This is a genomic window from Lysinibacillus sp. FSL K6-1151 (assembly GCF_038630755.1).
GTDB lineage: Bacteria > Bacillota > Bacilli > Bacillales_A > Planococcaceae > Lysinibacillus > Lysinibacillus fusiformis_D.
Genome location: NZ_CP152040.1, coordinates 1192535 through 1206631 on the forward strand (window position 1 = coordinate 1192535; position 14097 = coordinate 1206631).

Genomic DNA, 14097 nt, shown 5'->3' on the forward strand with positions numbered 1-14097 from the left:
AATTATGGCAAATATATTAGTAGTGGATGATGAAGTAGATATTTTAATGTTGATAAAGAATGCACTTTATAAAGATAAACACTTAGTAACCATTGTGTCCGAACCGACAGAAGTAGGAAAGATGGATTTAGGTTCCTTTGATTTAATTTTGCTTGATGTGATGATGCCTATTATGGATGGCTTTACATTATGTGGGCAAATTCGGCATGCTGTAGATTGTCCGATTCTTTTTCTTACAGCTAAATCCTTAGAAGAAGATGTGATGTATGGTTTAGGCTTAGGTGCAGATGATTATTTGATTAAACCATTTGGCATTGGAGAGCTACGGGCAAGGGTGAATGCGCATATCCGACGGGAAAGCAGAGAGAAGCGGAACATCCTTTATAGTGATAAAGTTCATTTTAATCTTTCTGGTAAAGAACTGTTTGTTCAGAATGAGCGCATCCTGCTAACTAAAAGTGAGTATGAAATATGTGAATTTTTAGCACGGCATCGTGGGCAAGTTTTCTCAAAAGAACAGATATACGAATCAATTTTTGGATTTGATGGCAAAAGTGACAGTACAGCGATAACAGAACATGTCAAAAATATTCGGTCAAAGCTACATGCGTTTGACATAGATGTCATTGATACGGTTTGGGGGATCGGCTATAAATGGAGATGATAAAACCGAGGAAAGGAACACACCTTCATACATTTTTCCTGAGATATTTATTCTTTCTTTGCTTAAGTATCATTTTATTAGGGGCACTATTAATCGGTTTATTTATGTTTGCTTTTTCAGCTACTATTATTTTGCCAGCCAATTATGCTGAAACACAAATCACTTTAGCGAAAGACCGTATTGCTACAAGCAGTGAGGTCACAGATGATATGATTCCTGATCTTGTAGACTACGCAGTGATTTCTAATAAGGGGGAATTTCTTTCTGGTACTTTAACAGAAAAAGAGGCTTCCCATGCATGGCGTTTAAAGCAAAAGGGAGAGACGAAAAGTAATGTTCGATTTTATGCATTTGTTGAGCGAGAACAGGAAGTGTGTATTTTACGCTATGGTTTAGTCCCTGAGTATCGCTCACCTGTTATGAGAAAATATTTACCTAATCCCCAATTAACGGCTTTACTATTGTTTATTATAGGCGTTATCGTACAGGCAACGGTACTTGCTGTGCATTTCGGCAGAAGACTTAAACGAAAAATGTTGGGCCTACAAGAAGCCATTGAAAAAATCCAACATCAAAATTTAGATTTTCATATAAAACCATCTGGGATTCGAGAAATTGATGATATTGCACTCTCCTTTGAGCAGATGAAGGAGGCATTAAATACTTCATTGACACAACAATGGCAGGCAGAGAGAGCACGCAGAGAACAAATTTCTGCACTTGCTCATGATTTGAAAACACCTCTTACGATTATTAGAGGAAATGCGGAACTTTTATTGGATACTGTTCAAGATGAAGTACAAAAAGAATACAACACTTATATATTAAAAAATACGCTAGAAATTGAAAAATTCACAAAGCAATTAATGGATATATCCAATATGGAGCAAAGTGTTGGTGGTGTAAAAACAACTGTAGAGCTGGCTTCATTTATACAACAGCTAGAACAGCAAATGAAGGCGCTTGCTTTAGAAAAAAATCTTGAAGTTAGTGTAGAAAAGGATAAACTGCCTGATGCCTTTATGATAGAGGAGGAGCTTTTTTATCGAGCTTTATTAAATTTGATTGTTAATGCTATAGAGCACACGCCACATAATAGCAAAGTCACTTTATCTGTTCAGGGAGAGGCCGATATTATTCATTTTACTGTGATGGATAGTGGGGCTGGTTTTTCATCGCAAGATTTAAAGAGAGCCACAAAGCAATTTTATCAGGGAGATCCAAGTAGAAATGCAGCAAATCATCATGGCATGGGGCTTTATATTGCCGAGTCCATCATTCAAAAACATGGTGGAACACTAACGTTGGCTAATGATTCAATAACGGGAGGAGGAAAAGTGATAATCACCATTGCGACGTCTTAATTATAAGATGTCTTTTTTATTGTTAGCGATTATTTAGCGATCAATCGCGAGTAAAAGTACTGCTACCGTGAGTAAAGACACTGCAATCACGAGTATTCAATGTACAATCGTGAGTAAAAGCACAATTAAAGGTTTCATGTAAAAATTGTAGGGGGCGGTGCGGGCAATGTTCTTTTAAAAAATGCTACAATAAAAGAAAAAAAGAGGCGATGCACGTGAATAACGTCATTGATTTTATTGCAAAGAAAAAGGAACGTGAAGATCGAAAGCGTGCTCAGGATTTAGAGCGTTATGTAGCTACACAGTGTAATTTTCAGCAACCTGAAAATATTGATGCTCTTGTAGATGACAAACTGATTGAAGTGAAGGATCATACGTTGTTTCTGGGCTTTCTATCTATTTTAAAAGATGAGCAAATCGAGCCGCTCACGATTTTTCAAGATGTCTTTACGTTAGAACCTTCTCGTTTTGAGATGTCCTACAATATGAGATGGTGGTCAGTTGTGCAACTGGCGTTTACATTTTTAACAATTCTAAAGGAAAATGAGCCGCATACATATGCAGATTTTTTAGGTCTCTCCAAATAATCTAGGTATGTGTACGTCTGGTAAAGCCAACGTACACATACAAAACTAGATTTCTTCTTCATCTCCTCCATTCAGCTTTACAATGTTCCTTCACTTATTAAGTATTTTCATAGATATTTATAATTTCTCAATAATTTTTACTAAATATTTTTAAGACCTCCATACTTGCTTAATGTTTGTTTTATACCATTAGGGTTGTAAGCAAATAAAAATAAACCAAAACAAATGGAGGGTCCAACACATGGCAATTCAAAAATTGTGGAAAAAAGGTCTAATCGGTGCATTAGCCATTTCCATGTTGGCAGCTTGTTCTGACAGTTCATCTAGTGCAAATGAGGTAAACAAGGATTTATCGCTTGAAGAAATTACAGAAAAAGCAAAGGAAGAGGGCATTGTTAACTCTGTTGGTATGCCAGATACATGGGCGAACTGGGTGGAAACTTGGGAAGAGCTAGGAACCGAATATAGCATCAAACACAAGGATACGGATATGTCGAGTGCTGAGGAATTAGCGAAGTTTGAAGCAGAGAAAGATGATGCGACAGCCGATATTGGGGATGTTGGAATTGCTTTTGGACCAATCGCCAAGGACAAGGGCTTAACATTACCATATAAAACTTCCTACTGGGATGAAATACCGGATTGGGCAAAAGACGATGAAGGGAACTGGATTGTTGGCTATACTGGAACAATTTCATTTTTAACAGATACAAATAATGTAAAGAATGCCCCGACCTCATGGGAGGATCTGAAAAATGGGGATTATACAGTCAGTATTGGAGATGCATTAACAGCTAACCAAGCGCAGTTTGCTATTTTAGCAGCAGCTATGGCCTTTGGTGGAGATGAATCAAACATCCAGCCAGGCGTTGATTTCTTTGCTGAATTAGCGAAACAAGGTCGTTTACAGGGGGATCCATCAGTAGCGAACTTAGAAAAAGGTGAAATCGATGTAGCGATTTTATGGGATTTTAATGCATTAGGCTATCGTCACCAAATCGATGAGGAGCGCTTCGATGTAGTGATACCAAAGGAAGGATCTGTTACTTCTGGTTATGCAACAATTATTAATAAATATGCCAAAAACCCTCATGCTGCCATGCTAGCACGTGAATACATTCTATCTGACGCTGGTCAAGAAAATTTAGCAAAAGGCTATGCGCGTCCGATTCGAGACAACGTAGAACTTCCACAAGATGTAAAGGATTTATTATTACCAGCAGATATGTATACGAATGCACAGCCAGTAAAAGATCAAAAGAAATGGGAAGAAACAACAAAGCAAATCCCTCAACTCTATCAAGAGCAGGTGTTAATCCATGCAAAATAACAAAGTGGTTCTTATTGTCATCGATGCATTGCGCTTTGATACAGCCTGTACACATATGGGATTCTTGCACCATTTAGTGGAGCGTCAGGTGGCTGCTCGCTATAAGATTTGCGCAGAGGTGCCATCATTATCAAGGCCATTATATGAGACGATTTTAACGGGGACACCCCCCATTGTTCATGGCGTTACTAGCAATATGACGGTACGCTTATCGACGCAGAAAAGTGTCTTTCATGTCGCGAAGGAGCATGGTTTATCCACGGCAGCCTCCGCCTATTATTGGGTGAGTGAGCTTTATAATAGAGCACCATTTAACTATATGGAGGACAGGCTACAGCTTGATACGCAATTACCGATTGACAATGGCTTGTTCTATTTTGAGGATCATTATCCAGATAGTCATGTATTTGCTGATGCAGCTTGGTTAATGGATCAAAAGCAGCCTGATTTCCTTTATATTCATCCTATGAATGTTGATGATGATGGTCACAAATTTACGGCGGATTCTGCACAATACCGCAATCGTGTGTTAGCGATGGATGCTCTGCTCTCATTATTTATTCCAAAGTGTATGGCACAGGGCTATGAGGTAATTGTGACGGCTGACCATGGTATGACAAGTGATGGTAATCATGGTGGAACAACGCATGAGGATCGTCATGTCCCACTGTTTGTCATTTCGGATTCCGTCAAGGCTGGTATAAAAGAAGGGATTATTTCGCAATTACAAATTGCACCACTGTGTTGTCATTTATTAAATATGGAGCCTGCGGATGATATGGTGCCCCTTTTGCTAGAAGGTGTGTATACAGCAAAAGAGGTATAGCTAAGAATAGTCGCTCCTTTTAGGTTGGAGCGACTACTATCCTTCTTGAGCCGCAAGTAATTATAGAAAGAAGTGGTTGTGTTGATATCGAAGCGGCAGTCCATTGCCTGGCTTTCGCCTTTTCTTGTACTACTCTTATTATTTTTCCTAGTGCCTTTACTGTATATGCTTATTACGAGCTTTCAAAATAGTGAGGGCTTTACATTAACGCAATACGAGTCCATTTTTACGAACGACTATATATTGCAAGGCTTTAAAAATAGTATTACATTGTCTGTTGTATCGGCTGTTATTGCATTAGTAGTCACATTGTTCGCTGTTTATGCCATGATGAAGTTGACTGAGCCAGTACGGGAGAAAATTTTAATACTAACGAACTTAACATCCAATTTTTCAGGTATTCCGTTAGCATTTGCTTTTATCGTTTTACTTGGTAATAGTGGTCTATTTACATTGTTATTTGAAAAATGGGACATTGATGCTTTGACATCCTTTTCTCTTTATAGCTGGGGCGGTTTATTACTTATTTATATTTACTTCCAGCTGCCATTATCGCTTATGTTGTTATATCCCATTTATGATGGGATTCAGCAACAGTGGAAGGAGGCAGCAGCTTTATTAGGAGCGTCTAGTTGGCAATTTTGGCTGAAGATTGGTTTACCAGTTATGTTACCTGGGATTGTAGGAACGTTTAGTGTGTTATTCGCTAATGCAATGGGAGCGTATGCCTCTGCCTATGCTCTAACAAGCAGTAATTATAATTTAGTGGCCATTCGTATAGGTTCCTTAATAAAAGGTGATATTTTTGCTCAGCCAGAGCTAGCTAGTGCCATTGCTGTTATATTAGCAGTGACAATGGTGACAGCCATGCTAATTAGTGAGTGGAGTATCTCTAAAACAAGGAGGAAAGTAAAATGAAAAAGCGAGGCTTGGCTGATTTCTTTTTCCTCCTGTTAGTGGGGTATTTACTATTGCCAGTATTGGCAACGACGCTTTATGCATTTGCATCGAAATGGAATAAAACAATATTACCAGAAGGACTTACATTAAAATGGCTTGCCACATTGTTTCAGGATACCGATTTTATCCAGGCATTTGGCCGTTCTGTGTTATTAGCAAGTGGTGCGGTTAGTATTGCACTCCTTGTCATTGTGCCAGCCATTTTCGTTATTGTTTTGTATTTTCCTACATACGAAAAATGGATACAGATAGCAGTGGTCATGGTCTATTCTTTCCCTGGAATCATTTTAGCTGTAGGGCTCATTCGAGTGTATAGCCAAATAGGTATACCAATGATATTCGTTGTTCTAGGAGCCTATGTGGTGGGGATTCTTCCTTATATCTATCAAGGAACAAGAAATAGTTTAAGAAATATAGATGCAAGGCAGCTACTTGATGCGGCCCAATTGCTTGGTGCATCAAAAAGGCAGGCTTTCACAAAAATTCTACTACCTACCGTTTATCCAGGCTTATTTGCAGGTGCTTTGTTATCATTCTCCGTCTTATTTGGTGAATTTGTTTTGATTAACCTTGTGGTTGGTTCTCGCTTTGAAACAGTTCAAATTTACTTAATGAAAAAGCTTAGCACAAGTGGACATATTGCAAGTGCAGTTGTTTTTATCTATATCGTGCTAATGGGTCTATTAACATTTGTCATTGCCATTGTAACAAAACGATCGAAAGGTGCTACAAATCTATGAGTTATCTTATTATTGAAGGGCTTCATAAAAAATATGGACAAGCAACGGTTTTAAGCAATATTCAGATGAATATCCAAAAGGGTGAATTTATAACATTGTTAGGTCCTAGCGGCTGTGGCAAGAGCACCATTTTGCGCATTGTGGCAGGCTTAACAGATGCATCGTCTGGTAAAATTACAATTGAAGGAAAAGATATGAGTGGCGTACAGCCAAAGGATCGTCAAGTGGGCATGGTCTTTCAATCCTATGCACTCTTTCCTAATATGACTGTGCAAGAAAATGTTGCCTTTGGTTTGCGCATGCAAAAAGTCAATGCGGCAGACATCGAGCAGCGTGTTCAAGAAATGCTAGCCCTCGTTCATCTAAGTGAGAAAGCCAATGCTTACCCGAACGAATTATCGGGGGGGCAACAGCAGCGTGTTGCTCTGGCACGTGCGTTAATCGTCCGTCCTAAAGTGCTGCTATTAGATGAACCCCTTAGTGCACTCGATGCTCAAATTCGCAAGAAGCTACAAGCAGATTTACGAGCTATTCAACGTAAGCTCAATATGACAATGATTTTGGTAACGCACGATCAGGAAGAGGCTATGGCCGTTTCAGACAGAATATTTGTCATGAATAATGGGAGCATTGCTCAAAACGGTACACCAACAGAGATTTATACAAGACCGAATAATGAATTTATTGCAAACTTTATTGGGCATTATAATGTCTTTACACGCGAGACTTTAGAAAACATGCTTGGAGAATCTTTAGTCGAGCAAGCCTCTAAATTTGCCATTCGACCAGAAGCACTGCATCTCAATCAACGAGAAGGAGATATGTGTCTAGTAGGAATCGCTAAACAATCATTAATGAGTGGCAATATTATTCGTACTACATTTGATGGTGAAACGGTGTTTACAATGGAACAACTACATCAACAAGGCTATTCGATTGAAATGGGCAAATCCTATAACTGTTATGTCGCAAAAGAAGATGTGATTGCACTATCATGACGTACGCCAAACTTGAAAGATTTGATTTTATATTAAAGCAATTAGAGAGAGACGGGAAAATCATTGTTGCCAATATTGCCGATGCCCTTCAGGTAGCACCAGAAACAATTCGCCGAGATTTTGATGAATTAGAGCAGCAGCATTTATTATCAAGAGTCCATGGTGGGGCTATTAAATATACGAACGTGCGCAACGAGCCCGTATTTTTACGCAAGCTGCAAATGCAAAAAGAGGCAAAGCGCCAAATTGCTCGTATGGCAGCAAAACGTATTTGTGATGGTGATACCATTGCAATTGATACAGGTACGACAACGGTCCATATGGCCGATTTTTTACTAGCGGTTGATGATATAACGGTTGTAACGAACTCGATTGCAGCAGCAATACAATTTAATTTAGCCATAGAAGAACGACGTATGACAGGCAAGGTCATATTACTAGGAGGCACTGCAAATCCAAAACAATCTTCAGTTGCAGGTGCTATGACTTTAGAGATGCTTGATAATATGAATTTTGATAAGACATTTTTATCGTGCGGTGGCATTAGTGAGGGCATTGTTTATGATTACGATTTGGATGAATCCCTTATTTCTAAGAAGATGCTCAAGCATAGTAAAGTGAGTTATTTATTAGCCGATGCAACCAAAATAAATGGCAAATCATTTTTTCAAATTTGTCATCTTGATGAATGTACAGAAATTCTTTGTGAAAGTACTTGTCCATTAGAATGGCAAGCCTATGAGGAAAAATGGACGGTATGTAATGGAGGGAAAAGCTGATGACAATTGATTATCATGTACATTTAGAAGAGGGACCTTATTCATTTCGCTGGCTAGAGCGTACATCACAGGCACTGGAGTTTTTCCAGCATGAGGATAAGGCGAAAAAAGGCTCCAAGCAACAAATGTCCTGTCAAGTACAGCGGTTAGTACAGCGAGTACAAAAGGGGTGTTATAGTGAGGAATGGTTGGATTTATATCTCGAACAGGCCAAGCAGCTTGGCTTGCGTGAGGTAGGCATTGTTGATCATTTATATCGTTTTCAAGAAACGCGTGCCTATTTTGAACGCTTTATGAGGTTGGATGATAGTGAGATTGGTCAAGTACAGCGCTATTGGCTAGATCGCGTGATGACAGAGAATATAGATGCCTTTGTGTCGACCATTCAGCAGGCGAAGGAAAAATGGCATCAACATGGCATTACTTTGAGACTGGGTATAGAGGCAGATTATTTTATTGGCGGGGAAGAGCAATTAGCTGCTTTATTAGCTGGTTATCCTTGGGATTATGTGATTGGTTCTGTCCATTTTGTTGACGGCTGGGGCTTTGATAATCCTCAAACACAACATCTTTTTGAGCAAATGGATCAGTCTGCTTTACAACAAAGTTATGAGCAATTTTTTAAGGTTGTCGAGCAAATGATTCATTCCAATATGTTTGATTTTGTTGCACATTTAGATAATTTTAAAGTATTTAATTATCAGGTGGAGAATCATGCTTTTCTTGATGCCTGGTATAAACGGATTGCCCAGGCCCTAACGACAACTCAAACTGCCACTGAAATCAATGCTGGGCTGTATTATCGTTACCCTGTAAAGGAAATGTGCCCAGGCCCTCGTTTTTTACAAACCTTACTTGACCATGGAGTGGCTTTTACTATATCCTCTGATGCGCATTTCCCTGATGATCTAGGTAAATATACAAGTGCTAATACCGAGCTACTAAAAAATCACGGTGTTCAAGCTATTGTTGCTTTTGAGCAGCGAGTCAAAAAAATGATAGCATTAACGTGATGGAAAAAAGGTGATGTCAACAGCAGAAACAGCCATTTTGAAAGGCGAGGGGTTGATTTCCGTTCTGCCAGCGTCCTTTCCAGGGGGCGTCCGACGAGCTGCTTCACTCACTCCGTTCGCTCCAATGTCTCAACTGTGACGCTAATCCCCTAGGAGTGACGTTGGCTCCGCTCCAATCAACCATTCTGCAAAAGTGTCTTTTCCTGAACAAAATAGCCCATTATTTATATTATAAGAGAGGAGATAGCCTCTTATTTTCAATGTGGAGAAGTGATGTGTGACAACATCCCTCCACTTGAACCTTTGCAAAAAAAAGTTAACATTTTTATGGAGTGGAAGGCTACTTGACTCCCGTGGGATAGCGAGACAGGCGAGCCGACAGGAAAGTAAGTAATCTGCAACGGAAATCCATTTTCACCTTTCACAAAAATTCTATGGATAGTTTTGTTTTTCAACACTATGAAAAGGCACTAAAGTTACATAATAGTGCCTTTTCATTCTGTTACATAAGTATAATGTAGCTGGCATACAAATGATTAAATTCATTTTTATAATGTGAGGCGAGTCAAATTGACATGTATAAAAGAACAACCCTTTTTACCTATTATTATACAATCGGGTCAGTATGCCTACGGGGTTGCCCGCTCTTTTTATGAAGCGTATCGTATCAAGAGTCTTGTTATTGAGCCCACTGTAAAAGGGGCAACAATGCGTTCACTCTTTTTGGGAGGCTCACAGGGAATTGCTACGCAAAATAGTAGCATTCTGGACTTTCACTATGTAGAGCGTCTAGATGACCCTGCCCATTTTGTACAAGCTTTAATCGAGGTTGCCATGCAGTGCCAACAGAATAAATTGATTTTAATCGTTTGTGACTGCTATTATGCAGAGCTTATCATTGAAAATAAAGAACGGCTTGAAAAATATTTTATTTTACCTTATATAGATCAAGCTTTACTAAAGAAGGTGCAAACGAAGGAAAAATTTTATCAGCTTTGTGATCAGTATAAGTTAAACTACCCCAAAACCATGATCATAACTAATGAGCATCACGCAGTCAGCGAACTCCCTTTCCAGTATCCCATTATCATTAAACCTTCCAATGCAGTGACATATACGCACTGTTCATTTCCCGAAAAGAAAAAAATATTTCTTGCAAATAATGCCAGTGAGATGCAATACATTATTCGCAGTATTTATCGTTCTAGCTATGAAGATTCCTTGATTGTTCAAGAATTTATTCCAGGTGATGATTCTTCTATTCGTGTACTAGATGTATTTGTAGGAAGAGATCATAAAGTCAAATTGATGTGTGTCAGCAATAAACTGCTTGAAGATCCTTCTCCGCAAAATAAAGGTATTTCTTTAGCTGTTATGACAGACTACGATGAACAGCTAATGGATTCCATTCGATACTTTTTAGAGGACATTGGCTATACAGGTTTTGCTAATTTTGATATGAAATATGATGCTCGAGACGGGATCTATAAGCTATTTGAAATGAATTTGCGAGCAGGGGCTTCCAGCTACTATGTGACGGCGAGCGGTCATAATTTAATGCAGTATATGGTGGATGATTATTTGCTTGGCGTTTATCATGAACGAACGTATGTCCAAACTAAGCATCTATGGTCACTACTTCCGCTAAAAACTTTATTTAAACACATGAACAATGAAAAATTAAAATTAGAAGCAAAGCGATTAGTGAAAGAAGGACAATACACAGATGCATTACTGTATAAAGAAGATATGAATATTAAACGTTGGATGAAGCTGAAATTGTATAATCAGTACTTACATGTAAAGTACAGCAAGTATTTTAATGAAAGCGATGGTTAGCATATGTAAACGAAAGGATAGCGCTTCAAAACTGAAGGATAGAACGCTAAAGCTGATGGATAATTACTCCTATCATCATGTAATTAAGTCGAAACCACGACATTTGAGGCGCAAACCTTGTAGGAAGTATCAACTATTCAGTATAATAATAAAATGGGAATTCAAGTGCATGGATTTCGTTTGAAAGGAGTTACCTGATTGCGATGAATGAGGAACAACGCTTAGCTAATCAACAGGTCAATCAACCAAAAAAAGAAGACAAGCCTGAAAAGGATTATAGTAAATATTTTGAGAAGGTCTTTACAGCACCTTCCTTAAAAGATGCTAAAAAACGTGGCAAAGAAGATGTCAAGTATCATAAGGATTTTAGCATTGCAGAAGAGTTCGCAGGAATGGGCAAAGATCGCACCTTCTATATTCGTACTTATGGCTGCCAAATGAATGAGCATGACACAGAAGTGATGGCCGGGATTTTTATGCAGCTTGGTTACACACCAACAGAGATGATTGAAGAGGCTGACGTTGTCTTGCTGAATACATGTGCTATTCGTGAAAATGCAGAAAACAAAGTATTTGGAGAACTGGGTTTCCTGCTGAAATATAAACGAAAAAACCCTGAGATGCTTATCGGGGTTTGTGGCTGTATGTCGCAAGAGGAATCTGTTGTTAATAAAATTTTAAGAAGCTATCCACACGTCGATATGGTATTTGGTACGCACAATATTCACCGTTTACCAAACATTTTAAAAGAAGCCTATATGTCGAAGGAAATGGTGATTGAGGTTTGGTCTAAAGAAGGCGATGTCATTGAAAATCTGCCGAAAAAACGACTTGGCTCCATTAAGGCTTGGGTTAATATTATGTATGGTTGCGATAAATTCTGTACGTATTGTATCGTTCCATATACTCGTGGTAAAGAGCGCAGTCGTCGTCCAGAGGAAATCATTGCCGAAGTTCGTGAGTTAGCGGCTGCGGGCTATAAAGAAATTATGCTGCTGGGACAAAATGTCAACGCTTACGGGAAGGATTTTGAGGATATCGACTATCGTCTTGGCGATTTAATGGATGAATTAAGAAAGATCGATATTCCACGTATCCGTTTTACTACGAGTCATCCGCGTGATTTTGATGATCATTTAATCGAAATCCTTGCAAAGCGTGGCAACTTAGTGGAGCATATCCATTTACCAGTTCAATCTGGCTCGAATGACGTCCTAAAAATTATGGCGCGTAAATACACACGAGAGCATTTCCTTGGTTTAGTAGACAGAATTAAAGCCGCAATACCTGAAGTAACATTAACAACAGATATTATCGTTGGCTATCCGAATGAAACAGAGGAGCAATTTGAGGAAACATTGTCCTTATATCGTGAAGTTGGCTTTGAGGCTGCATTTACGTATATTTATTCTCCTCGTGAAGGAACACCAGCTGCCAAAATGGTCGACAATGTACCTGAAGAGGTGAAAAAAGAGCGTCTTCAACGTTTAAATGAAGTGGTGGGTGAATACTCACGCAAAGCATTAGAACGGTTAAATGGTGAGGTTGTCGAAGTATTAGTTGAAGGTACAAGTAAACGACGAGACGATGTGCTAGCGGGCTATACGCGGAAAAATCGTTTAGTTAACTTTAAAGCACCAGCAGAAGTAATTGGTCAATTAGTAAAAGTAAAAATAATAGAGACTACATCTTATTCACTTACGGGTGAATTTGTGGAAGTCGTAAAAAATGAAAAGGTGGAAGCGTAAATGACACAAGTGTTATATACAAAAGAAGATTTAATTAAAAAATCACATGAAATTGCACATATGATTGCAAATACACCAGAGGTTGAATTTTTCAAAAAGGCAGAAGCACAGATTAATGAAAATCAACAAGTACGTGAACGTATTGCAAGCTTAAAAAGCTTACAAAAACAGGCGGTTAATTTCCAACACTTAGGGAAAGAAAAAGCATTAAAAATGATTGAAGATAAAATTGCTAAAATCGAAGAAGAAATTAATGCTATTCCAGTTGTGCAACAATTTAAAGAATCACAAGGCGATGTCAATGATTTATTGCAACTGGTATCGAATACCATCGCAAATAATGTTACAAATGAAATTGTTCGCTCAACTGGTGGCGATGTTCTTCGTGGTGAAACGGGTTCATACGTAGAAAATACTCAGCCAGGTAGCTGCTCTTAATAAATCCTCGAAATCAAAGCTCGAATGACAGCATTCGAGCTTTTTTCATGTCTTCTTCTATTGAAGCATTCCCATGCTATAGCAGACCTCTCACGGAAAAAGATTTGGACGATACTTTTCATTCTCTAAAAATATATGTTCACCCAATGGGCGCTACCTGCATATGATGGAGTGAAAAGAGTCGAAGGAGGAATTGCGCTGAAACGTTTACGACAAATCGTGACGAAAGCAGTAGTTGCCAAAGGGAAGAAGAGAACGGAAGAACGTGTAACATTATCACCAACAAATAAACCGACAAGTATTTTAGGATGCTGGGTAATCAATCATACTTGCTCTGCGAAAAGAGTCGGGAAATTTGTAGAAGTAACTGGGAAATTTGATGTCAATGTGTGGTATGCCTATAGTAACCATTCGAAAACAGCTGTGTTTTCCGAAACGGTTCACTATAAAGACAAAGTGAAGCTTCATTATCGTGAAGGTGAAATTAGCGTTGGTGATGATGTTCGTGTACGTGTGATACAAGAACCAAATTGTATTGAAGCGATTATCTCTCCATGTGGTACGAAGTTTGAAATTGTTGTAGAACGTGAAGTAGTTGTCGAAGTAATGGGTGAAACAACAATTTGTATTAGTGTCCATCCATTAGACTATGAAGAAGATTGGAGCTTTAATGATGAAAGTTCTTCATCCTCCTCATCAAGCTCCAGCTCATCTTCCAGCTCTGATGGAGAAAGCAGGTATGTGTTAGAGTCCTCATCGTTTCCTGATGAACGACCAAGATAAGTCTAAAAAACATCATTTTTTGATACAT

Annotated in this window: 14 protein-coding genes; all 14 read left to right on the top strand. The window is 38.7% G+C overall.

The annotated features are described in order from the left end of the window. Positions 1-4: 4 nt before the first annotated feature. The 14 genes from MHI04_RS05585 (at position 5) to cotE (ending at position 14069) form a co-directional block, all read left to right on the top strand. Positions 5-664 carry a response regulator transcription factor gene (locus MHI04_RS05585; RefSeq protein WP_036121239.1) on the top strand — a complete coding sequence of 220 codons (660 nt, stop codon included), beginning with the start codon at positions 5-7 and terminating at the stop codon, positions 662-664. Next, on the top strand, positions 655-2028 hold the full coding sequence (locus tag MHI04_RS05590) for a HAMP domain-containing sensor histidine kinase (protein ID WP_342535389.1): 1374 nt from the start codon (positions 655-657) through the stop codon (positions 2026-2028). Before MHI04_RS05585 ends, MHI04_RS05590 begins: the two co-directional genes overlap by 10 nt. A 209-nt stretch (positions 2029-2237) precedes the next feature. Further along, complete coding sequence (locus tag MHI04_RS05595; protein WP_230593789.1) at positions 2238-2615, top strand: 2-oxoglutarate ferredoxin oxidoreductase subunit beta; 378 nt, start codon at positions 2238-2240, stop codon at positions 2613-2615. A gap of 241 nt (positions 2616-2856) precedes the next feature. After that, complete coding sequence (locus tag MHI04_RS05600) at positions 2857-3945, top strand: extracellular solute-binding protein (protein ID WP_342504048.1); 1089 nt, start codon at positions 2857-2859, stop codon at positions 3943-3945. Further along, positions 3935-4771 carry an alkaline phosphatase family protein gene (locus MHI04_RS05605; protein ID WP_058843915.1) on the top strand — a complete coding sequence of 279 codons (837 nt, stop codon included), beginning with the start codon at positions 3935-3937 and terminating at the stop codon, positions 4769-4771. Before MHI04_RS05600 ends, MHI04_RS05605 begins: the two co-directional genes overlap by 11 nt. Positions 4772-4843: 72 nt before the next feature. After that, a complete protein-coding gene (locus tag MHI04_RS05610; protein WP_170829782.1) occupies positions 4844-5689 on the top strand; it encodes an ABC transporter permease subunit in 846 nt (281 codons plus the stop codon). Further along, entirely contained in the window at positions 5686-6471 is a 786-nt protein-coding gene (locus MHI04_RS05615; RefSeq protein ID WP_141903508.1) for an ABC transporter permease subunit, read from the top strand. Before MHI04_RS05610 ends, MHI04_RS05615 begins: the two co-directional genes overlap by 4 nt. Beyond that, positions 6468-7469, top strand: a complete 1002-nt coding sequence (locus MHI04_RS05620; protein ID WP_271912541.1) for an ABC transporter ATP-binding protein — start codon at positions 6468-6470, stop codon at positions 7467-7469. The genes MHI04_RS05615 and MHI04_RS05620 overlap by 4 nt, the downstream gene beginning before the upstream one ends. Then, positions 7466-8248: a DeoR/GlpR family DNA-binding transcription regulator gene (locus MHI04_RS05625; RefSeq protein ID WP_036121221.1), complete on the top strand. Its 783-nt coding sequence runs from the start codon at positions 7466-7468 to the stop codon at positions 8246-8248. Before MHI04_RS05620 ends, MHI04_RS05625 begins: the two co-directional genes overlap by 4 nt. After that, complete coding sequence (locus MHI04_RS05630; protein WP_342535390.1) at positions 8248-9261, top strand: histidinol phosphate phosphatase domain-containing protein; 1014 nt, start codon at positions 8248-8250, stop codon at positions 9259-9261. Before MHI04_RS05625 ends, MHI04_RS05630 begins: the two co-directional genes overlap by 1 nt. Positions 9262-9831: 570 nt before the next feature. Beyond that, on the top strand, positions 9832-11100 hold the full coding sequence (locus tag MHI04_RS05635) for an ATP-grasp domain-containing protein (protein ID WP_342535391.1): 1269 nt from the start codon (positions 9832-9834) through the stop codon (positions 11098-11100). Between the two features lie 203 nt (positions 11101-11303). Then, on the top strand, positions 11304-12848 hold the full coding sequence (gene miaB / locus MHI04_RS05640; protein ID WP_058844647.1) for a tRNA (N6-isopentenyl adenosine(37)-C2)-methylthiotransferase MiaB: 1545 nt from the start codon (positions 11304-11306) through the stop codon (positions 12846-12848). After that, complete coding sequence (locus tag MHI04_RS05645) at positions 12849-13286, top strand: RicAFT regulatory complex protein RicA family protein (protein WP_058844648.1); 438 nt, start codon at positions 12849-12851, stop codon at positions 13284-13286. It abuts the gene before it with no gap. A 135-nt stretch (positions 13287-13421) separates the two neighbouring features. Further along, entirely contained in the window at positions 13422-14069 is a 648-nt protein-coding gene (cotE, locus tag MHI04_RS05650; RefSeq protein WP_170829783.1) for an outer spore coat protein CotE, read from the top strand. Positions 14070-14097: the final 28 nt, after the last annotated feature.